Origin of the sequence: Streptomyces nidicola (assembly GCF_050106155.1) — a bacterium.
Lineage (GTDB): Bacteria > Actinomycetota > Actinomycetes > Streptomycetales > Streptomycetaceae > Streptomyces.
Window position 1 is genome coordinate 8,856,258 of record NZ_JBNBPI010000001.1, and the last position, 20,357, is coordinate 8,876,614.

The 20,357-nt window shown below is 71.3% G+C and carries 18 protein-coding genes; 11 read left to right on the forward strand and 7 right to left on the reverse strand.

What is annotated here, in order from left to right; all coding sequences use genetic code 11:
- The first annotated feature begins 103 nt into the window (after nt 1-103).
- Complete coding sequence (locus ACOKM3_RS39990; RefSeq protein WP_426906198.1) at nt 104-745, forward strand: maleylpyruvate isomerase family mycothiol-dependent enzyme; 642 nt, start codon at nt 104-106, stop codon at nt 743-745.
- A gap of 61 nt (nt 746-806) precedes the next feature.
- Here the strand turns inward: ACOKM3_RS39990 and ACOKM3_RS39995 are convergent, their stop codons facing one another.
- From ACOKM3_RS39995 to ACOKM3_RS40005, 3 genes are all read right to left on the reverse strand, one after another.
- Nucleotides 807-2,189, reverse strand: a complete 1,383-nt coding sequence (locus ACOKM3_RS39995; protein WP_426906199.1) for a phosphatase PAP2 family protein — start codon at nt 2,187-2,189, stop codon at nt 807-809.
- Between the two features lie 149 nt (nt 2,190-2,338).
- On the reverse strand, nt 2,339-2,977 hold the full coding sequence (locus ACOKM3_RS40000; RefSeq protein WP_426906200.1) for a GntR family transcriptional regulator: 639 nt from the start codon (nt 2,975-2,977) through the stop codon (nt 2,339-2,341).
- 113 nt (nt 2,978-3,090) lie between these two features.
- Nucleotides 3,091-4,596 carry a chlorohydrolase family protein gene (locus tag ACOKM3_RS40005; RefSeq protein WP_426906201.1) on the reverse strand — a complete coding sequence of 502 codons (1,506 nt, stop codon included), beginning with the start codon at nt 4,594-4,596 and terminating at the stop codon, nt 3,091-3,093.
- A gap of 265 nt (nt 4,597-4,861) precedes the next feature.
- Here ACOKM3_RS40005 and ACOKM3_RS40010 point away from each other — a divergent pair, with 265 nt between their 5' ends.
- The 6 genes from ACOKM3_RS40010 to ACOKM3_RS40035 all read left to right on the forward strand — a co-directional run bounded on the left by ACOKM3_RS40010 (nt 4,862) and on the right by ACOKM3_RS40035 (nt 11,990).
- Nucleotides 4,862-5,899: an ABC transporter permease gene (locus ACOKM3_RS40010; RefSeq protein WP_426907013.1), complete on the forward strand. Its 1,038-nt coding sequence runs from the start codon at nt 4,862-4,864 to the stop codon at nt 5,897-5,899.
- 36 nt (nt 5,900-5,935) lie between these two features.
- Nucleotides 5,936-7,678: an ABC transporter substrate-binding protein gene (locus ACOKM3_RS40015; protein ID WP_426906202.1), complete on the forward strand. Its 1,743-nt coding sequence runs from the start codon at nt 5,936-5,938 to the stop codon at nt 7,676-7,678.
- Between the two features lie 6 nt (nt 7,679-7,684).
- Nucleotides 7,685-8,686, forward strand: coding sequence for an ABC transporter permease (locus tag ACOKM3_RS40020; RefSeq protein WP_426906203.1), 1,002 nt, complete (start codon nt 7,685-7,687; stop codon nt 8,684-8,686).
- Nucleotides 8,686-9,696: an ABC transporter ATP-binding protein gene (locus ACOKM3_RS40025; RefSeq protein WP_426906204.1), complete on the forward strand. Its 1,011-nt coding sequence runs from the start codon at nt 8,686-8,688 to the stop codon at nt 9,694-9,696. Before ACOKM3_RS40020 ends, ACOKM3_RS40025 begins: the two co-directional genes overlap by 1 nt.
- Nucleotides 9,693-10,700: an ABC transporter ATP-binding protein gene (locus ACOKM3_RS40030; protein WP_426906205.1), complete on the forward strand. Its 1,008-nt coding sequence runs from the start codon at nt 9,693-9,695 to the stop codon at nt 10,698-10,700. The genes ACOKM3_RS40025 and ACOKM3_RS40030 overlap by 4 nt, the downstream gene beginning before the upstream one ends.
- Nucleotides 10,701-10,766: 66 nt before the next feature.
- Nucleotides 10,767-11,990 (forward strand): amidohydrolase family protein, encoded by a 1,224-nt coding sequence (locus ACOKM3_RS40035; RefSeq protein WP_426906206.1) that lies wholly within the window; start codon nt 10,767-10,769, stop codon nt 11,988-11,990.
- Between the two features lie 70 nt (nt 11,991-12,060).
- On the opposite strand, the gene ACOKM3_RS40040 is transcribed toward ACOKM3_RS40035, so the two are convergent.
- Nucleotides 12,061-13,296: a metal-dependent hydrolase family protein gene (locus ACOKM3_RS40040; RefSeq protein ID WP_426906207.1), complete on the reverse strand. Its 1,236-nt coding sequence runs from the start codon at nt 13,294-13,296 to the stop codon at nt 12,061-12,063.
- Nucleotides 13,297-13,305: 9 nt separating this feature from the next.
- Nucleotides 13,306-14,721 (reverse strand): MFS transporter, encoded by a 1,416-nt coding sequence (locus tag ACOKM3_RS40045; RefSeq protein WP_426906208.1) that lies wholly within the window; start codon nt 14,719-14,721, stop codon nt 13,306-13,308.
- A 187-nt stretch (nt 14,722-14,908) separates the two neighbouring features.
- Between ACOKM3_RS40045 and ACOKM3_RS40050 the strand changes: the two genes are divergently transcribed.
- Entirely contained in the window at nt 14,909-15,790 is an 882-nt protein-coding gene (locus ACOKM3_RS40050) for a MurR/RpiR family transcriptional regulator (RefSeq protein ID WP_426906209.1), read from the forward strand.
- On the opposite strand, the gene ACOKM3_RS40055 is transcribed toward ACOKM3_RS40050, so the two are convergent.
- Complete coding sequence (locus ACOKM3_RS40055; RefSeq protein ID WP_426906210.1) at nt 15,787-16,500, reverse strand: N-acyl homoserine lactonase family protein; 714 nt, start codon at nt 16,498-16,500, stop codon at nt 15,787-15,789. The genes ACOKM3_RS40050 and ACOKM3_RS40055 overlap by 4 nt on opposite strands.
- Nucleotides 16,501-16,610: 110 nt before the next feature.
- Between ACOKM3_RS40055 and ACOKM3_RS40060 the strand changes: the two genes are divergently transcribed.
- Nucleotides 16,611-16,787, forward strand: a complete 177-nt coding sequence (locus ACOKM3_RS40060) for a hypothetical protein (protein WP_426906211.1) — start codon at nt 16,611-16,613, stop codon at nt 16,785-16,787.
- A 45-nt stretch (nt 16,788-16,832) separates the two neighbouring features.
- Here the strand turns inward: ACOKM3_RS40060 and ACOKM3_RS40065 are convergent, their stop codons facing one another.
- Nucleotides 16,833-17,153 carry a DUF6191 domain-containing protein gene (locus tag ACOKM3_RS40065; protein ID WP_426907015.1) on the reverse strand — a complete coding sequence of 107 codons (321 nt, stop codon included), beginning with the start codon at nt 17,151-17,153 and terminating at the stop codon, nt 16,833-16,835.
- Between the two features lie 174 nt (nt 17,154-17,327).
- Here ACOKM3_RS40065 and ACOKM3_RS40070 point away from each other — a divergent pair, with 174 nt between their 5' ends.
- Nucleotides 17,328-18,191: an ArsR/SmtB family transcription factor gene (locus ACOKM3_RS40070; RefSeq protein WP_426906212.1), complete on the forward strand. Its 864-nt coding sequence runs from the start codon at nt 17,328-17,330 to the stop codon at nt 18,189-18,191.
- Between the two features lie 130 nt (nt 18,192-18,321).
- Nucleotides 18,322-20,346: a hypothetical protein gene (locus ACOKM3_RS40075; protein ID WP_426906213.1), complete on the forward strand. Its 2,025-nt coding sequence runs from the start codon at nt 18,322-18,324 to the stop codon at nt 20,344-20,346.
- Nucleotides 20,347-20,357: the final 11 nt, after the last annotated feature.

Consider the following 20,357-nt stretch of genomic DNA (forward strand, 5'->3'; position numbering starts at 1 on the left):
GGGTCGGTCGCCGCTGCTCCACCCGTGGCACCGTACCGTGGGCACCGCCTGCCGAGTACCGCGTGCCGAGTTCCGTCCCCGCCCGTGACAGGAGACCTTCCCCGTGGCCGACACAGCCGATCCGCTCTGGACGCTGATCCATCAGGAACGAGCCGCTCTCGCGGCCGATCTCGACGGACTGACGACCGCCCAGTGGGCGACACCCTCGCTGTGCGCCGGGCTCAGCGTCCGTGAGGTGCTGGCGCATCTCACCGCGGGCGCGAGCCTCAACGCGGTGCGGTGGCTGGCGGGTGTGATCCGCTGCCGGTTCGACTTCGACAAGCAGGTCGCCGTGCGGCTGGCCGAGCAGTTGGGCGCGAGCCCCGCCGAGACGCTGGAGCGGTTCCGGGGCATCGTCACGAGCACGACGAAGCCTCCCCTGCCCGTCATCGCCATGCTGGGGGAGACGCTCGTGCACGGGGAGGACATCCGGCGGCCCCTGGGGATCCGCCGCGACCATCCGGTCGAGACGGTGACGAGGGTCGCCGAGTACTACCGGGGCACCGACCAGGTGGTGGTGGCGAAGGGGCGCATCGGCGGGCTCGAACTCGTCGCCACCGACGGCCCCTTCACGACCGGCGCCGGGCCACTGGTCACCGGCAGCACCGTCGCCCTGGTGATGGCGATGACGGGCCGCGCGGCCCACTGCGACGACCTCAAGGGCGACGGAGTCGAGGTGCTGCGCGGGCGCTGCGGGGGTGCGTGAGGCCTCACGCCGCGGAGGAGGCGGCACGTACGTCGCCGACGTGCCGCACCCTCAACAGCCGCTACGCAAGCTCCGGTTGCGGGTCCGCCGTGCCCGTCTTCGGCAGGGGCGACGGCGGAGGCGGAGGCGTGGCCTGCGCGCTCCACTGCCTCGTCGTGCGTACGTAGAGCAGGATCACGGAGCCCGTCAGCAGGAGCAGCAGCGGGCCGAAGGCCCAGGGGTGTGCGGCCATGTGTGTCGGGAGGTAGCGGTAGGACACGAGCAGCATGGTGAGGACGGCCGTCCCGTAGCCCGCCATCAGCGTGGCCCGGCGGTCCCAGCCGCGGGAGAAGGCGCGCATCGATGCCTCGATGGACAGGGCGAAGACCGTCCCGGCGAGCAGGTCCACGCCGTAGTGGTAGCCGAAGCCCAGGGTCGCGGTGAGGGTGCCGGCCAGCCAGAAGGTGCCCGCCCAGCGCATCGCGCGGGAGCCCTCGCGGGTGTGGATGAAGAGCGAGATGGCCCACGCGGTGTGCAGGCTGGGCATGCAGTTGCGCGGGGTGATCTCGTCGAACGGGAAGGGGTGCGGGGCGCCGATGGCCGGGAGGGTGTCCGGCCAGATGTTCGCCACCGCCCAGTGGCCGCCGTCGGGTCCGAAGGCGTAGAGCGGGCCGACGACCGGGAAGATCATGTAGATGGCCGGCCCGAGGAGACCGATGGCCAGGAAGGTGCGCACCAAGTGGTGGGCGGGGAAACGGCGTTCCGCCGCCACGTGGCGCAGCTGGTACAGGCCGACGAGGGCGGCGGCCATGGGCAGCTGACCGTAGACGACGGTGAGGAGGCCGCTGCTGATCGGCGAGGTGATCTCGACGAGCTGGCCGACCAGCCATGAGGGGTTGGCGAGGGCGTGATCGGCGGTGGCCACGTACTGATCGAGCACCGTCGGGCGGGTCTTCGACGTGATGAGGAGCCAGGTGTCGCCCGTCTTGTGACCGAAGACCAGGAGGAGGCCGAGGCCCGAGCCCTTGAGGAGGACCGATCTCTCCCGGCCGGTGTGGCGTGCGATGCCGAGGACCGCGACGCCCAGGATCACCCACAGCGCGCCGTTGCCGAAGTTCATGTCGGCGCCGACGATCAGCCGCACGAGCCAGAACACGATGTCGATGCCGACCGCCGCGCACGCCGCGATGAGCCGCTGCCGCCAGGTGAGCACCACCATCGTGAGCGCCAGGCCGCCGTACAGCAGCGGGCCCGAGTGCGGCGCGAAGATCACCTCTTGGGCCTCTACGGTGATCGGCCCCGGCTGCCCGTAGCGGCGCGCCACGAACTCCAGGGCGATGTGGAAGCCGAGCGTCGCAAGACCGGCCGCGACCCACAGGAGGGTGCGCGGCTGCCGCCAGGCGGGCGGCCGGGGCTCGGCGCCGCGCTGGTGCGGCAGGGACATGGGAGGTGGTGTGGTCTTCAATTGTCCGACTTGGTGGCTTGGTTCCGGCTGCGGGCAACTGCGACGATCTGGATGATCGTCGCAGTTCGAACATGCTAACGGGGCGCAGGCCGGGTAGGTAGGGGCACGTCCCGGGCTGGGGCCCGATCGCCTGATCCGAACGACAGGCCCTACTCCGCGGGCAGCACCCTCGCCAACGCCCGCAGCACCGGCTCCCGTCGGATGTCGATGTGCGCGTAGGTGAGTGCCTCGGCGAGACGGGGGCGGCCGTCGCCGATCGCCCGGCAGATCTGGTCGTGCTCGGTGCGGTGCTGAGCGGCGCCGTGCTCGGTGGCCGTGAGCCGGAACAGCCAGTGCATCAGGCCGAGCGAGCGCTGGAACGAGGACTGGAGCAGCCGGTTGCCCGTCATCGTGATCAGCTCGGCGTGGAAGGCCGTGTTCGCGGCCGCGATACCGGCCTGGTCCGCGCTCCGGGTCGCCGCGTCGGCCTCGGCCATCACGGCCCGCAGGCCCTCGTGGCCGCCCCCGTCCGCGACGATCTCGGCCGCCCGGCGTGCCGCGAACACCTCCAGGCTGAGGCGCAGGTCGAAGAGTTCCTCGACGTCCCGCAGGGTCAGGCGGCGCACGCGGGCGCCCCGGCGCGGCTCCAGCTCGACGAGGCCCTCGGCAGCGAGCCGCATCAGCGCCTCGCGGACCGGGACCCGCGAGACACCGAGCGCCTCCGCCAGCTCACGCTCCCGCAGCCGCGAGTCGGGCGGGTAGGAGCCGGAGTGGATACCGGCCCGGATCAGTTCCTCCGTACGCTCCACCTGCGAGGCGGTTCCGGTCCCGGTCCCGGCTCCGGTTGCGGTCCCGGCTCCGGTTCGGGTTCCGCTCCCGGTCCCGGCCCCGCGCACGGTCCCTGCTCGTTCTGCCGTGAGTGTCACGCGGGCGACTCGCTCTCGGGCGCGGCGGAGCCGGACGCGCGGAACGCGGGGAACGTCGGCGGGAAGAGCGCCGCCGTGTCCCGGCGCTCGGTGTCGCGCTCGCTGTAGGCCGCGCGCATCTTCTCGAACAACGCCTGGGCGTCGCGCGCCAGTTGCGGCAGGTCCGTGCCGGGCAGCGCGCCGTCGACCAGTACCGGGTTGCCCGCGACGACCGAGTTCGTGGCCTGCCGGGCCGTGCCGTTGAGCAGGAACGTACGGACCGGGTCGTCCATGACCCCGTCCCGGATGTCGTCGAGGGAGAACGCGACCAGGTCCGCCTGGGCGCCGACGGCGATCCGGCCCAGGTCCTCGCGGCCCAGCGCGCGGGCCCCGCCCAGCGTGGCCGCCTCCACGTAGTACTCGGCGGGCGCGGCGTCCGTGCGCCCCTCGGCGATCTTCGCCAGGTGGACGCCGACGTCCATGCCGCGGATCAGGTCCGGAGGGAAGGAGTCCGTGCCCAGGCACAGGTTGACGCCGGCCTCGCGGTAGGCGCGGAACGAGTGCAGCATCTCGCCGTAGCGCAGCGATGTCTGCGGGCAGTGGATCACCGAGATGCCGCTCGCCGCGAGCAGTGCCAGGTCGCCGCGGTCCTCGCCGTGGACGGCCGGGTGCCGGTCGAGCAGCACCGTGTGCGGGATGAGCAGGTTCGGGGCCAACAGGCCGTGCTTGTCGAGGAGTTCGAGCGGTGTCAGGCCGTCGTATCGGCGCTGGATGATCTCGCGTTCGGCCAGGCCCTGGAGCGCGTGCAGCCGGATCAGGGTCCCGCGCTCGCGTGCGATCCGGGCCGTCTCGACGAGCAGCTCCTCGGTGAGCGTCTCGATGCGGCAGGGGAGCAGGACGCCGGTGAGCAGGGGGTCGTTCAGCTCGTCGATGTGGTCCAGGAAGCGGATGGCGTCGCGCAGTCCCGCGCGGCCCTCCTCCTCGTCGAAGGCCACATCGCGGGTGCCGTCCGGCAGGACGACGTTGACCCCGGAACGGTAGGCCGGGCCGAGGTAGCCGCGCAGGCCGATGCGGCGCGCGGTCCCCGCCATGTCGACCAGTTCTTCGTAGGGCTCCGCCCAGCGGCTGTGCACCTCGGAGGCGATCGGCATGAAGGTGGTGATGCCGTGCAGGGCGAGCTGGGCGAGCGCGTACTCGCGGATGGTGGCCCGCTCCTGCGGGGTGAACACGTCGTGGCGCCGGTGGGTGAAGTAGTCGAGGGACCACTGCAGTCCCTTGCCCCGCTCGGGCCCGGCCCAGGAGTCGAGCACGAGGTGGTCCACGTCGGTGAGCGCGTCCAGGTCGATGAGGCCCGGCATGACCAGGGACTCGCCCAGGTCGCGCTCCTCGTCGACCTCGCCCTCGTAGCGCGGTCCGACGTAGATCACGGTGTCGTCCTGCCACACCACCTCGCCGTCCCGCAGCAGCGCGTGGCCGCCGTCCTGGTGGGCGAGGACGTGTCGGGCGCGCCAGCGGGTGCGCATAAGTGCCTCCTGGGGTGGGGGTGTTGCGGACGTGGGTGATCGTACGGGTTGGTATACCGGGTGGGGAAGGCGGTGCTCATGGAAGTGTCGTTCAGGTGTCGGAGGGGCGTGAGGGAGTGCCTAAATGTCCCGTAGTAAGGCTTAGTTCGGGCAGTCGGTATACCAAGATGCGGTTACCTCTATCGCTGCCCGGTGGAGCTGGTATACCGTCCCGCCAACCTTCCCCCTTGCGCCGAATGGATCACGCGACGTGACGGATTCCCCAGTGCTGCCCACCCGGTCGCCCTCCGGCGCCGACGGTGAAGTTGCGCCCAACTCGCCCTCGGTGGCGCCGACTTCGGCGCCGACCGTGGTCGCCGCCCGCTCCCTCATCGGCACCGCCTGGCTGCGCATCCGCCGCAGTCGGGTCGCCCTCGCCGCGCTCGCCGTCGTGGTGCTCATGATCCTTTTCGCGGTGCTCGCCCCGCTGCTCACCGCGATCGAGGGCCAGGACGCGTACACCACGAGCACCAGCCCGGACGTCCTGGACGACTACGGCACGCCGGGCCTGCCGCTGCCCTACTACCGCTACCCCTCCGGCGACCACTGGCTCGGACTCGAACCGGGCCTCGGCCGCGACATCTTCGCGCGCATGGCACACGGCGCCCAGGTCTCCCTGATCATCGCGCTGCTCGCGACCGTCGTCTCCGTCGTCCTCGGCACCGTGCTCGGCGCCGCGGCCGGCTACTTCGGCGGCAAGGTCGACATGGTGATCAGCCGCGTCATGGACCTCTTCCTGGCCTTTCCGCACCTGCTGCTCGTGCTCTCCCTGACGCCGATCCTCCAGTCCCGGCTCGGTGACACGGCGCTGGGGGACGGGAGTCTGCTGCCGATCGCCTCGCTCGTGATCATTCTCGGCTTCTTCGGCTGGGCCTATCTCGCCCGCGTCGTGCGCGGCCAGGTGCTGTCCATCAGGGAGCAGGAGTTCGTCGAGGCCGCCCGCGCCTACGGCGCCTCGCACCGCTCGATCATCCTCAAGCAGATCGTGCCCAACGTGATGGGCGTCGTCCTCGTCTACGCCACGATGATGATCCCCACCAACATCACGGCCGAGGCCGCGCTCTCGTTCCTCGGCGTCGGCGTCAAGGACCCCACCCCGTCCTGGGGCCAGATGCTCAACGCCGCCCAGCAGGGCAACTGGTACCTCACCGACCCCTGGTTCCTCGCCGTGCCGGCCGGCGCCCTGGTGATCACGGTGCTCGCCTTCAACCTGCTCGGCGACGCCGTCCGCGACGCCCTCGACCCCAAGTCCTCCCGTGGCTGACCCCGCACGGAAAAGCCAGGAACAACAGGAGCAGCAGTGAATCGACGCACCGTGGCGGCACTCGCCCTGACGGTGACCGCCGGGATGGCCCTCACCGCCTGCGGCGGCGCCAAGCCCGCGCCGGGATCGGGCTCCCGCGCCCCCGCCGACGCCTTCGACCCGGTCAAGGTCGGTGACGGCGACACCACCAAGGGCGGCAACGTCAACGTTTTGATGTCCACCGACTTCCAGACCCTCGACCCCGGCAACAGCAACTACGTCCAGACCGCCAACGTGGGCCAGCTCTACTACCGCACGCTCACCATGGCGAAGGAGGAGGCCGGCAAGCCGCCGAAGGTCGTCCCCGATCTCGCCACCGACCTCGGCAAGGTCTCCAAGGACGGGCTGACCTGGACGTACACCCTGAAGAAGGGGCTGAAGTTCGAGGACGGCAGGCCCATCACGGCCAAGGACATCAAGTACGGCGTCGAGCGCACCTACGCCCGCGACGTCTACACCCAGGCTCCGCAGGAACTGAACGCCGCCCTCTCCGACGACGGCTACAAGGGCCCCTACGCCAAGGGAGCGGCCGGCGACTTCAAGGGCATCGAGACACCCGACGACCGCACCGTCGTCTTCAAGCTGAAGCAGCCGTTCGCCGAGTTCCCCGCCCTGGTGTCCCGCTCCAACACCGCGCCGGTGCCGCGCGCCAAGGACACCAAGCTCGACTACACCAACCACCCGGTGTCCACGGGCCCGTACAAGATCGAGTCGTACCAGCGCGGGCGCGCCATGAAGCTCGTCCGCAACAAGCACTGGGACCCGGCCACCGACCCGAACCGCAGCGCCCTGCCCGACACGTTCACCTTCAGCCTCTCCACCGCGCAGTCCACCATCAGTCAGCAGCTGCTCGCGGACTCCGACCCCACGGCCCTCACCCTCGACAGCGCGGGCGGGCTCCAGGCATCGGACGCCGCCAAGCTCGACCGGCCGAGCGTCGCCCGGCGCACCGCCTCCGGGATCATCGGCTGCACGGACGTCCTCGACTTCAACACCGAGACCATCAAGGACCCCGTCGTCCGCAAGGCCCTCGCCCTCGCCATCGACCGCAAGGCCATCCACCTCCAGTACGGCGGCGCCCGCTTCGGCAAGCTCACCCAGTCGTACATCAACCCCCAACAGCGCGGCTACGTAGAGCAGCACACGGACCTCGACCCGACGGGCCAGCCCAAGCTGGACGAGGCGAAGAAGCTGCTCAAGGGGCGCTCGTACCCGAAGAAGCTCGTCTACGGCTACGCGGACGCGACGCCCCGCTTCAAGAACATGGGCACCTCGCTCCAGGAGAACCTCAGGCAGCTCGGCATCGACCTCGAACTGCGCCCCATCCCCGCCGCCAACTACTTCACCACCCTCGCGGGCAAGGCGATGCCGGACCTCGCCCGCAGCGGCTGGTGCGGCGGCGCCGACAGCGGCTCGGTGCGCACCACCATCGACCCCAACCTGGGCCCGAGCGTCGACGGCAAGACCTTCGGCTTCTCCAACATCCCCCGCTACCACGACCCGGAGATCTCCAAGGCCATGTACGCGCTGCGCGGTGAGAACGGCACGAGCGAGGAGCTGGGCCGCAAGTGGTCGACGCTCTTCGACCGCGCCATGCAGGACTATCCGCTCGTCCCGCTGATCAGGAACGTGACGCGCAGCGTCGTCGGCTCCGACATCAGGGGCGCGCAGGTCGGCTACTTCTTCGGAGGCATCGACCTGTCGACCGTCTCTGTCGCGTCCGGACCGGGAAAGGGGTGACCTGACATGCTCGCCTTCCTGACGCGGCGCCTCGGTGCCACCGTCGTCCTACTGATCGTCATCAGCTTCGTCACCTTCACCCTCTTCCAGTTCGGGCCCGCCGACCCGGCGGCCGCCGCCTGCGGCCAGGAGTGCACCCCGCAGCGCGTCGCCGAGGCACGGGTCGCCCTCGGCATGGACAAGCCGTTCCTCACCCAGTACGTGAACTACATGTCGGGCCTGTTCCACGGCCGGATGATCGGCGCGCCCGGCGCCGAGACGCTCTGCCAGTGGCCCTGCCTCGGCAAGTCCTTCCAGACGAACGAGGACGTCGCCGCCGTCCTGGAGCGCGCCCTGCCCTACACGGTGTCGGTCGCCGTCGGCGCCATCGTGCTGTGGACCGTCGCCGGTGTCACCCTCGGCACGCTCGCCGCGCTGCGCAAGAACAAGCTCACCGACAAGCTGATCGTCGGTGCCGCCTCCATCGGGGTCTCGCTGCCGATCCCGGTCACCGGACTGCTCCTGCTGCTCGTCTTCGTCTCGACCTTCGACGTGCTGCCGTTCACCACCAACGCCATCACCTCGCCCTTCGGCCCGGCCGGGTTCGACGGCTGGTTCCTCAACTACCTGCTGCCGTGGGTCGCGTTGGCGGTGCTGTTCAGCGCCCAGTACATCCGTGTCACCCGCAGTTCCATGCTGGAGACCTTCGGCGAGGACTTCATGCGCACCGCCCGCTCCAAGGGCCTGTCGAAGGCGGCCATGGTCGTGCGGCACGGCGCCCGCGCCGGACTCACCCCCGTCGTCACCATGCTGGGCCTCGACATCGGGCTGCTGCTCGGCGGCGCCGTGCTCACCGAGCAGATCTTCTCCGTACCCGGCGTCGGCTTCACCGCCGTCCGTGCCGCCCAGGCCGGCGATCTGCCCGTGACCATGGCGATCACGCTGCTCGCCGCCTTCTTCATCATCGTCGCCAATGTCGTCGTCGACGCCGTCTACGCCGTCATCGACCCGCGAGTGAGGGCCGCCTGATGACCAGTCAACCCCTGTTGCAGATCAGGGATCTGCACGTCGCGTTCCCCACCGACGACGGGCTCGTGCACGCCGTCAACGGCATGGACCTCAGCCTCGCCAAGGGCGAGACCGTCGGCCTCGTCGGCGAGTCCGGCTCCGGCAAGACCGTCACGAGCCAGGCCCTGATGGGCCTGCTCAAGGAGACCCGCGCCCGGGTCGGCGGCGAGATCGTGCTCGACGGCACCGACCTCAACTCCCTTTCCGAGCAACGGATGCGGGCCTGGCGCGGCAAGAAGATCGCCATGATCTTCCAGGACCCGCTCTCCGCGATGCACCCCTTCCACGCGGTCGGCGACCAGATCGCCGAGGCGTACCGGGTCCACAACAAGGTGTCGAAGCGGGCCGCGCTCGCGGTGGCCGTGGACATGCTGGGCCGCGTCGGCATCCCCGACCCGAAGCGGCGGGCCCGCGCGTACCCGCACGAGTTCTCCGGCGGCATGCGCCAGCGCGCGATGATCGCCATGGCCCTCGTCTGCGAGCCCGAACTGCTCATCGCCGACGAACCGACGACCGCCCTCGACGTCACCGTCCAGGCGCAGATCCTCGACCTGCTCGGCGAACTCCAGCAGGAGACCGGCACCGCCATCGTCATGGTCACCCATGACCTCGGTGTCGTCGCCGAGGTCTGCCACCATGTCGCCGTGATGTACGGCGGGCAGTGCGTGGAGCGGGGGAGCGTGCGCGAACTGTTCCGCGACCCGCGCCACCCGTACACGCAGGGCCTGCTCGCCTCCATGCCGACACTCGGCGACGACGGCGAGCGGCTGCGCCCCATCCCCGGGTTCCCGCCGTCGCTCACCGCGCTGCCCGCCGGCTGTCTGTTCGCGGACCGCTGCCCGCAGACCCACCTCGTCCCGGGCGACCTGTGCCGCGGCGAGCGACCCATGTTCCTCGCGAGCACCGGCGCCGACCACCCCTCCCGGTGCCACCAGGAGAACCTCGCCACCGCCGAGGAGGCCGCGCGATGACATCAACCACCCCGCTCCTTGAGGCGGACGGACTCACCAAGCACTTTCCCGGACGTGGCGGGTTCCTCGGCCGCGGCGGCGCGCCGGTCAAGGCCGTCGACGGTGTGAGCTTCTCCGTCGGGGCCGGGCGGACGCTCGGCCTGGTCGGCGAGTCGGGCTGCGGAAAGTCCACCACCGGGCGGCTGCTGATGCGCCTCCTCGACCCCACGGCCGGGACCATCCGCCTCGACGGCCGGGACCTCGGCTCGCTGAACCGGGCCGAGGCGCAGGAGTACCGGCGGCAGGTCCAGATGGTGTTCCAGAACCCGTCCTCCTCCCTCAACCCCCGCCAGTCCGTTGGCAGCGCCATCGCCGCCCCGCTGCACGCCCAGGGCATCAACCCGCCCGGCGGCGTCAAGACACGGGTGCGCGAGCTGATGGACCGCGTCGGCCTGCGCCCCGACCACTACAACCGGTTCCCGCACGAGTTCTCCGGCGGCCAGAAGCAGCGCGTGGGCATCGCCCGCGCCCTCGCCCTCGAACCCCGCCTCATCATCTGCGACGAACCGGTCTCCGCCCTCGACGTCTCCGTGCAGGCGCAGGTGGTGAACCTCCTCCAGGACATCCAGGCCGACACCGGTGTCTCGTACGTCTTCATCGCCCATGACCTGTCCGTCGTACGGCACTTCGCGGAGCGGGTCGCCGTGATGTACCTGGGCAGGATCATGGAGAGCGGGCCCACGCGGGAGGTCTTCGACGACCCGCGTCACCCCTACACCCGCGCCCTGCTCTCGGCCGTACCGCAGCCGGACCCGGACGCCGACCGAAGCCGCAGGATCCGGCTCAGCGGCGACCTCCCCACCCCCGCGAACCCTCCCTCCGGGTGCGTGTTCCGTACGCGGTGCCCGCTGCGGCCGACCCTCGGCGAGGCCGAACAGGCGCGCTGCGCAGGCGAGTTGCCACCGATGGCGAGTCCCGAGGGCCCCGCATGCCACTTCGCGGACAGGGCCCTCGTGACCCACTGACCGAGCCGCACACACCACCCCCACGACCCCACTTTTGGCATCCCGAACAGAAAGAAGTCGCACCACATGCTCATCCGTGACGTCCGCCCCTGGGGCGGCGAGCGCAGTGACGTACAGCTCGACGGCGCCCGCATCGCCGCGATCCGCCCGCACGACCCGCAGGCAGAGCCCGTCGAGGACGTCGGGGACGTCGTCGAGGGGCGCGGCCGGCTCCTCTTCCCCTCCTTCAGCGATGTGCACGTCCACCTGGACTCCACCCGTATCGGCCTGCCGTTCCGGCCCCACACCGGAGGCCCCGGCGTGTGGACGATGATGATGAACGACCGTGAGAACTGGCGCGACGCCGAGGTCCCGCTGAACGAGCGGGTGGCCGGCACGCTGGAGCGCATGATCGCGCGCGGGACGACCCGCGTCCGTACGTACGCGCAGGTCGACGTCGACTGCAAGCTGGAGAAGTTCGAGGCCGTCGTCGCGGCCAAGGAGAAGCACGGGCACCTCGCCGACGTCCAGATCATGACGTTCCCGCAGGCCGGCATCCTGCGCGAGCCGGGAACCGAGCAGTACCTGGAGGCCTCGCTCAAGGCGGGCGCCGACGTCATGGGCGGCATCGACCCGTGCACCCTGGACCGCGACCCCAAGGGGCACCTCGACGTCGTCTTCGGACTCGCCGAGAAGTACCAGGTCGAGGTCGACATTCACCTGCACGAGCCCGGTGAACTCGGCGTGTTCTCCACGGACTTGATCCTTGAGCGGGTCCGCGCCCTCGGCATGCAGGGCATGGTGACGATGTCGCACGCCTACGAGCTCGGCTCCGTGAACGAGTCCACCAGCCGCCGCCTCATCGACGAGTTCGCGGAGCTGGACATCGCCATGGCGACGGTCGCCCCCGCCGGACGCGGCCACCTCTCGCTCGTCGACCTCACCGAGGCGGGCGTCCGCGTCGGCCTCGGCGAGGACGGCCAGCGCGACTACTGGAGCCCGTACGGCAACTGCGATCTCCTCGACCGCACCTGGCAGTTGGCGTTCACCAACAACTTCCGCCGCGACGACCACATCGAGATGGCCCTGGCGGTGGCGACCATGGGTGGCGCCTCCATCATGAGCCACGACGTGCCGCGGCTGGCCGGTGTCACCGACCGCCCCGGCCTCGCCGTGGGCGACCGCGCCGACCTCGTACTGGTCGACGGCGAGACCCCGTCCAGCGCGGTCATGGACCGAGGCAAGGACCGCACGGTGCTGCACGACGGCCGGGTCGTGGCCGAGGGGCTGGAGCTGGCCGCCGGGGCGTGACACGTGGCGCGCGGGGGCCGGCCGGTGTGTGCGGCCGGCCCCCTCTTTCGCTACCGGGCCGGGCACATCACTACTGGACCGGACGCCCGCCCTGGACGACGGCGACCTGATGCCGCGCGGGATCGGCAAGGGCCGCGATGTCGGCCAGCGGATCGCTGTCGAGGACCAGCAGATCGGCGCTGGCCCCGGCGGCGAGCGTCCCGATCTCCCCGCTCATGCCGAGGAGTTCGGCGGCGACCGACGTCGCGGACCGGATCACGTCGAGCGGCTTCTGCACCTCCGAACGGATCCGGAACTCCTCGTTCTGATGGCGGTGCATGCCACCGAGGAGGTCGGATCCGTACGCGATCCGGGCCCCGCCGCGCGCCGCGCGTTCGAGGGCGCCGAGGCCCGCCCCGAGCACGTCGTCGACCTTGCGCCAGCTGTCCTCGGACAGCCCGAACTCGCGGCCCTCCTTCTTGAGCGCCCAGTACGTGACCAGCGTCGGCACGAGGAACGCGCCGTGCTCCGTGAGCAGTTCGACGCTGCGGTCGTCGATCAGGTTGCCGTGCTCGATCGACCGGACGCCCGCCTCCAGGGCCCGGTTGACCGCGCGGGCGGTGTACGCGTGCGCGGCGACGTACCGGTTCGCGGCCTCCGCCTCCTCGACGGCGGCGCGCAGTTCGGCGGGGGAGTACTGCGTGGAGTCGATACGGTCGGTGGGTGACGCGACACCGCCGGAGGCCATCACCTTGATGTGGTGGGCGCCCTTGCGCAGTTCGTCGCGGGCCGCGACGCGCACCGCGTCCTCGCCGTCCGCGACCCGTCCGTGGTCGGCGCAGCACGGGTGCTCGTCGTGGTGCCGACTGCCCGCGTCGCGGCTGTCGCCGTGCCCGCCTGTCTGGCTCAACGCCTTGCCGCCGAAGGCCAGTCGGGGGCCGCGCACGAGCCCTTCCTGCTGCGCCCTGGCGAGCCCGAAGTCGGCGCCCGCCATGTCGCGGACCGTGGTGAACCCGCGGTCGAGCATCTCGCCCATGATGCGGGACGCCTGCGCGGTGACATAGCTGGCCGGGGTGGTCGCCAGCGAGCCGAGCGCGGCGGTGAACGCGGTCACGTGGACGTGCGCGTCGATGAGACCGGGCAGCACGAATCCGCCCTGGACGTCGAGGACTTGGGCGTGGCCCGGGCGGTCGGCGCCCTCCTCGGATATCCGGCCGTCCACGCACACGAGGTCGCCCTCGCGCCAGGTGCCGGCCTCCACGTCGAGGAGGTGGGCGTTGCGCAGAACGAGCGCGTCACCGGTGTGCGGAGCAGGGGTGTTGGTCATGGTGCGGGATCACTCCTTGGTGGTGGGTGCGGTTGCGGGTGCGGGCGAAGCCGGGGAGGTGACGGGGGCGCCGATGTCCTCCAGCGAGCGGTTGGCCGTGGACAGGCCGAAGGCGAGCGTGACCACGACTCCGACGGCGAGCACCGCCGTCGTCATGCCGAAGACACCCGCGAAGCCCGCCCCTGCGGCCATCAGGCCGATCGCGGTGGGCGCGATGATCGAGCCGATCCGGCCGAACGCGCTGGCCAGACCGCTGCCGGTGGCCCGGATCCAGGTCGGGAAGACCTCGGGCGTGTACGCGTACAGACCCGCGTAGGTGCCATTGAGGAAGAAGGACAGCACGGCGCCGGACACCGTGATGGCCACCGGTGTCGAGGTCTGGCTCAGCCAGTACGCGGACAGGGCCGAGCCGGTGAGGTAGAGCGCGATGGTGTGCTTGCGGTCGAGGCGTTCGCTGAGCCAGGCGGCGGAGAAGTAGCCGGGCACCTGGGCCGCGTAGATGATGAGCGAGAACGAGAAGCTCTGGGTGACGGTGATGCCGCGCTGGACGAGCAGCGTCGGGATCCAGGAGAAGAACCCGTAGTACGAGAAGGTGATGACGAACCACATCACCCAGGTCACGCCGGTACGTCGGGCCATCTGGCGCGACCACAGGAACCGCAGCCCGGTCCAGACACTGGGTGGCGCGGTCTCCTTCGATGCGGGTGCGACATCGGCATGTGTGTGCTCAACCGGCGGCAGCGGGCGGCCGGTCGACTTCTCCACACGGCGTTCCAGTTCGGCGACGACCCCCTCGGCCTCCGCGTGCCGCCCCCGCTCCAGCAGATAGCGCGGCGACTCCGGAAGCGCCCGCCGCCACCACAGCAGCATCACGATGGGCACCGCCGTGACGACCTGCGCCCAGCGCCAGCCGTCCGCCCCCAGCGGCACGATGAACCGGCCGATGAGCGCGGCGGCCACGAAGCCGAAGGAGAAGAACCCGGCGAGCGCGCCGACGAACCAGCCGCGCCGCTTGGACGGCACGAATTCCGACAGGAACGGCGCGATGATCGCGCTCTCCGCGCCGGTACCGGCCCCGGCCAGCACGCGGGCGCCCAGAAAGACGGGGAAGTTCGGGGCCGCGGCGGCGACCAGGGTGAAGACGACGTAGAACGCGAGGGCGTACATCATCACGCGCTTGCGGCCGATGCGGTCGCCGAGGATGCCGGCGATCGCGGCACCGAAGAGATAGCCGAACGGCGAGGCCGAACCGATCAGGCCGAGCGCGCCGTTGTCCAGGTGCCACAGATCCTGGACGCTCGGCAGCAGGAACGCGACCACGGCCGCGTCCATGCCGTCGAAGGTGTAGCCGAGCCCGCCGATGAGCAGCAGGACGTAATGGGGTCTGGACAGCGGGAGTCTGTCCAGGCGAGCGAGGAGGGACATGGGCGGATCCTCGAAGGTGTCGGGGGCGTCCTCGGGGGTCGGGGACGCGGGGGACGTTCACCGCCCACGCAAAGTAGATTGCGTAACGTTGTTTCCGCAACGATCTTTGCGTTACGTTCCGGGAACGTAGAGTCTGGGCGTACGCCTCGCTCGGAGGCGCCCGGCGTCCTCTACCGCGGAGTTGTGTGTGCACGGCGAACTGGCAACCTGGCTGCGCGATGCCACCCCGGCCCGCGGGCTGCGCCCCAAGGCCGCCGCGATCGTGGACTTCCTCGTCTCGCAGCCCCAGCAGGCGGCCTACGCCTCCGTCGCCGACGTCGCCCGCCGCGTCGGGGCCAACCCCGCCACCGTGACCCGCACCGCCCAGACGCTCGGCTACGGCGGCTGGCCCGATCTGCAAAGGGAGTTGCGGGCGCGCTACCTCTCCCACCTCAGCGCCGCCCAGGTCAACGCCGCGCACCGGGAGGAGGGCGGCACATCGTGGGCAGGATCGCTCAGCCGCGACCAGGAGAACCTGGCCCAACTCGCGGCCCACGCCGACGACGCGGCGGTCGCCCGGATCGCCCGGGCCATCGCCTCCGCCCGCCGCACCCTCGTCATCGCCGCCGGCAGCTACGCCTCCGCGGGCACCGCCCTCGCCCACAACGCGCGCCTCGCCGGATACGACGTCCGGCTCGAGGCCACGGGCGGCGCGGACCTCGTCAACTCCGTTGCGGCGCTGGGCCCGGAGGACCTCCTCATCGCCATCTCCTTCTGGCGCCTCTACCAGAGCACGGTGACGGCGGCCGAGGACGCGAGCGAGCGCGGCACACGTGTCTTCGTCATCACCGACGCGGCCAGCCCCCCGCTCGCCGCCGCGGCGGAGGACGTCCTGCTGGCCCCCGCCGAAGGCACGTCCTTCTTCCCCTCCCTCACGGCGGGCCTGGCCCTGTGCCAGTCCATCGTCGCCGAACTCGCCGCCCTCGACCCCGACCGCACGGCCGCGTCGGTCGCGGCGGCGGAGGAGCGGTGGGTGCGGTACGGGGTGCTGCACCGGGCGGCGACGTTGAAGTGGGACAAGGGCCGCTAGCGAACCGGGAGGCTTGACGGCTCCCACACCGCGCTGTCGTGCGCGAAGAGCACACGGCGCGGGTCGAACGCGAGGATCCGGTCCAACCAGGCGGCATGGGTGGGCCGCGGGGGTTCGAGGTCGTCGAGAGCGGCTTGCCGGGCCGCGTGGTCCAGGGCGAAGTGGGTGGCGAAGTCGTGTGCCTGCCCGGCCAGGACCACCGTGCCGTCGGGCTGCTGGACCACGAGTGACTGGTGGCCGTCGGTGTGGCCGGGCGTGGGGACGACCCGGACACCGGGCCGGAGTTCGGCCTCGCCGGAGATCTCCAGGTAGCCGGCGCCGGGGAAGTCGACCAGCTCATCGATGGTGTAATCGCCACGACGTGCGGTGGTCAACTCCGTCTCTTGCACCACGATGGGCTTGTCGCGGAAGAGCGGGTTGCCGCCGCAGTGGTCGAAGTGCAGGTGGCAGTTGACCACCATGGAGACTTCCGCGGCGCTCGTTCCGGCCGAGGCCAGTGCCGACTGGAGGGTCCTGCGCCGTGGGCGGTAGTGGGCCTCGGTCTCCGGGTCGGCGGCGCCGATGCCCGTGTCGAAGAGAATCAGCCCGTCGGCGTGCCGAACCAGGTACGCGAACACCGGCTCGACACGCGGCTGCGCGGTCCCCGCCTCCTGCGCCGGTCGGACGATGTAACCGAGGTCGAGACGGCGTACTTCCGTGCACTTCGTCATCGAACCATGGTGGCAGCGGGGGCCGTCGGCGTCGTGAGTGTGTGGCACAGCACGTCCTGTCCGGCGCAATTCGCGTGCTGATTGTCAGTGGCGCCCACTATTCTCTTCACATGATCCCCACACCGGAGCCTGGTCCCGTACGGTCCGCCGATGAACTGAACGAGCGGATCCGCGACCTGATGCTGCGCTCCGGTGGCCGGTTGAGTGCGGAGCAGCGTCGCGAATACGAGGTGCTGGTCGCGGAGTGGGCGGCGGCCGAGCGTGGCGGGATTGTGAAGGCCGCGTAGGAGGCGCCTGGGGTGCCTGGGCGCCTCGTGTGCCATGGGTGTCGGCTATCCGTGGGCGCGGGGTATTCGCACGACCGCCGTGCCACCGTCCAGGTTGACCGTCGTCCGGTTCGGTGGCGCGCCGTCGTCCTCGTTGTCCGGCATGACCAGCGCCGACTGCCGCTCCTTGAGTTCGTGCTGCTTGCCGGGCGACAGCGCGCCGTGCAACTGCTCGAACCCGGTGGCCGAGACCTGGCCGTGCCGCGTACCGGGGCGCCATGGCAGCACACCGGCCCGGCCCGCGCGCAACAGCAGCTGGTCGACGAAGGCCAGCAGCGTCAGCACGATGACCAACCCCGGCAGTGTCATGAAGAAGACGAACTCCATGACACTCACAACTGGCAGTGGCCGTTCAGAGTTCCCGGGAGGGTGCCGGGCGCCGGGCGGGTGGCGATGGCCTCGACCGGCAGGTCGGTCTGCTCCAGCAAGACCCGTTCCGATTGACATGCAGCCAAACGGCTGCCTATCGTCGATGGCGAGATAAGGCAGCCGATCGGCTGCATGTCGAGTCGACCGGAAGAGGGCACGACCCCCGTGGACGCGATATTCAAGGCGCTCGCCGACCCCGGGCGCCGGCGGCTGCTCGACAGCCTCAACGACCGGGGCGGGCAGACGCTGGGTGAGTTGTGCGGGGAGCTGGGCATGGCCCGGCAGTCGGTCAGCAAGCACCTCGCCGTCCTGGAGTCCGCCGGCCTGGTCACGACCGTGCGCCGGGGCCGCGAGAAGTTGCACTACCTCGACGCCGCGCCCCTCAACGCGGTCGCCGACCGCTGGCTCAGCCGCTACGACCGGCATCGCGCCGCCGCCCTCGACGACCTCCGTACCGCACTGGAAGAGGAACCTCCCATGAGTGACACCACCCCCGACGGCTCCGCCGCCACAGCGCCCTTCGTGCACACCAGCTACATCCGCACCACCCCCGAGCGGCTGTGGGAGGCGCTCACCTCGCCCGCCTTCACCCGCCGCTACTGGGGCGTGGCCTTCGAGACCGACTGGAAGCCCGGCTCACCCATGGTGTGGCTGGAGGGCGGCGGCCGCACCGAGGATCCCGAGCAGGTCGTCCTGGAGGCCGACCCGCCGCGCCGCCTCGCCTACACCTGGCACACCTTCACGCCCGCGTGGGCGCGGTCCGTCGGCGTCGACGAGGAGCTGCGGCAGCGCATCGCCCGCGAGGGCCGATCGAAGGTGTCCTTCGATCTCGAGGCGATGGGGGAGACCGTGAAGCTCACCGTCGTCCACGACGGCTTCGACCCCGACAGCACCGTGCGCACGATGATCGGCGACGGCTGGCCGGCCCTGCTGTCCAGCCTCAAGACGCTCCTGGAGACCGGGGAACCGCTGCCGGAGCCGCAGGCGCAGGGCTGAGTCGGGGAGGCCGGTCCCGGTCCGGGGTCGGCCTCCTCCCGCGCCGCGCCTCAGCAGCGTCGACAGCCCCGCCCCGGAACGCGGCATTCGCCCTTAACCTCCCTACGGGGGTGGGCATTTGAGGCCTGATGTGAAGCGAGCGGGACACCTCATGCTGCCCGGCGCGGCCCTCGCACTCGCGGTGGGCGGCGCCTTCCCTTGGTGGAGCGGGCGCACGGACGGCAACGGCTTCGGAGAGGTTCCGTGGTGGCTGCGCGTCCTGTTGCTCGGCGCCGGGGTCGCCTGTGTCATCGGCGTAGGGCGACGGTGGTGGGCCTGGGGTGCGGCGGCGGCCGGGGGCGCGGTCGTGTTCGGGGGAGGGCTGTCCTTCGCCCTCTGGAGCCGGTCCGGCGAGATCGCCGAGGGGCTCCGCGAGGACCGCGCCGCCGGGACTTCGAAGGGCTGGTACTTCGGCCCGTTCGACAACGAACTGCACGCCGTGCTCACGGCATGGCCCGACGCCGCGCCGCTGGCGGCGGCCTGCGCGGGGTTCGGAGTGGCAGTGGCGGCGGTGTTGCTGGCGCGACGGCACGGATTCGACACGGATGAACTACCGCTCGATGTAGAGGAGTTGGGGCGGCGGGTCCGGACCGTGCTGACCTGGAGCCTGGTGGGCGTGCTTCTCGGCGGGGCGCTCTCCGCCGCCACCGTGGAGGGCGCTCGCGCCGTCCGGGACGCACGGGTGGAAGCGCTCGGCCCGTGGTGGACGGAGTTCGCCGACTCCTCACCGGTGCCGCGGGAGCGGCTGCACGACGGCTCGCGCAAGGTCACCCGGGACGCCCGGGCACCCGGCGCCCCCGCGAGGCCGGGAGCGGTCGCCTGGCGGCACACCTTCGCCGGGCCCGTCGCACTCAGCACCTGCACCCACGAGGGCCGGGCGCGCGGCACCCTCGTGGCCCTGGAGGAAGGCAGCCGTACGGCACGGGTGTCGGGCCGTGACGCGAAGGACGGACGGCAGCGCTGGTCGTTCACCGTGCGGCTGTCGAAACGGGTCGAGTTCACGCAGGTCGCGGTGGGCGGGGACTGTGCGGTCCTGGTGCTGGTCGGTTCGACGGTCGTCGGCCTCGACTCGTACACGGGAAGGGTGGGCGGTGCCTCCGTGCTGCCCATGCCGGGCCGGCCCGGCTGGCGGTTCGTCACCGCCTACCGGCAGCCCGTGGCCAAGGCGCCGCGCATGGTGACGCTGACCGGTGCGGAGCTCGCGCACGTCGACGCGGGGGACACCGGGATCGTCGCGCTGCGGCGCAAGGACGTGCGACTCGTGGCATGGGGGAGGCCCGCCAACTCCGGATGCCGGTACCTCGCCGACTACGCCACGGACACCGCTCCGGGCACGCTGTTCATGACCGGCTGCCGCGGCAAGGACGTGCTCGTCACGCTCCCGGAGGTCACCGCGCCCGGCGAGGGTCGCCGCGGTCGCCCCGACTACCGCGCCCCCGACCTCCCGCCACTCCTCGCGCCGCGGGAACGGCCGGTGTCCTCGCCGTCCGGATGTGATCGCGGTGCGGTGGAGCGGATACGGGCCACGTCGTCGCTGTACGCGTATGCGATGGGCAGTTGGCGGTGTGGGGCCGGCGCCCGCCACGAGCGGATCCATGCCCGCGCGAGCTTCAACCTCTCCTACGACCGGCCCTCGCGCAGCCCGTGGGTGCGCACCGCGGCGGACCGCTCCCAGCTCGAACCGGTGGTCAACCTCCTCAACGGTGACGCGGGCGCGGTCGGTGACACGGTGCGGCTCGGGTGGGGCGAGGACCTCGACGCGCAGGGCCACCCTTCGGTGACCCCCGCCCGCGGCGACCGCATCGCCGCCCTCGTGGGTCCCGGACGCGCGCCCGGCGTCCGTGACACCGTCCTCGCGCTCGGCGAGAGCGGCCTGCTGACCGCCGTCCGCTACGAGTACCGGGAACGCGACGCCATGGACACCGAAGACGACCCCAGGGCCCGCATCCGGCGCGCCGGAGCCACCGATGCGGTACGCGGCGCCTGCGACGGCACACGGGACGTACTCGTCGACGGTGAGTCGGCGACGGCGCTGGTGCTGTGCCGGGGCGCGGGGCCGGGCGCCACCCGGGTCGAGGCGGTGGTGGACGGGGCGGGGTTCCGGGCGGCGAGGTGAGGGGGCGCGCC

What these genes read in the sequence shown, in the direction of transcription:
- ACOKM3_RS40020 (WP_426906203.1), top strand. Translation starts at nt 7,685, where the DNA reads ATGCTCGCCTTCCTGACGCGGCGCCTCGGTGCCACCGTCGTCCTACTG.
- ACOKM3_RS40055 (WP_426906210.1), bottom strand. Translation starts at nt 16,500, where the DNA reads ATGACGAAGTGCACGGAAGTACGCCGTCTCGACCTCGGTTACATCGTC.
- ACOKM3_RS40060 (WP_426906211.1), top strand. Translation starts at nt 16,611, where the DNA reads ATGATCCCCACACCGGAGCCTGGTCCCGTACGGTCCGCCGATGAACTG.
- ACOKM3_RS40025 (WP_426906204.1), top strand. Translation starts at nt 8,686, where the DNA reads ATGACCAGTCAACCCCTGTTGCAGATCAGGGATCTGCACGTCGCGTTC.
- ACOKM3_RS40045 (WP_426906208.1), bottom strand. Translation starts at nt 14,721, where the DNA reads ATGTCCCTCCTCGCTCGCCTGGACAGACTCCCGCTGTCCAGACCCCAT.
- ACOKM3_RS40040 (WP_426906207.1), bottom strand. Translation starts at nt 13,296, where the DNA reads ATGACCAACACCCCTGCTCCGCACACCGGTGACGCGCTCGTTCTGCGC.
- ACOKM3_RS40070 (WP_426906212.1), top strand. Translation starts at nt 17,328, where the DNA reads ATGTCGAGTCGACCGGAAGAGGGCACGACCCCCGTGGACGCGATATTC.
- ACOKM3_RS40005 (WP_426906201.1), bottom strand. Translation starts at nt 4,596, where the DNA reads ATGCGCACCCGCTGGCGCGCCCGACACGTCCTCGCCCACCAGGACGGC.
- ACOKM3_RS40065 (WP_426907015.1), bottom strand. Translation starts at nt 17,153, where the DNA reads ATGGAGTTCGTCTTCTTCATGACACTGCCGGGGTTGGTCATCGTGCTG.
- ACOKM3_RS40030 (WP_426906205.1), top strand. Translation starts at nt 9,693, where the DNA reads ATGACATCAACCACCCCGCTCCTTGAGGCGGACGGACTCACCAAGCAC.
- ACOKM3_RS40035 (WP_426906206.1), top strand. Translation starts at nt 10,767, where the DNA reads ATGCTCATCCGTGACGTCCGCCCCTGGGGCGGCGAGCGCAGTGACGTA.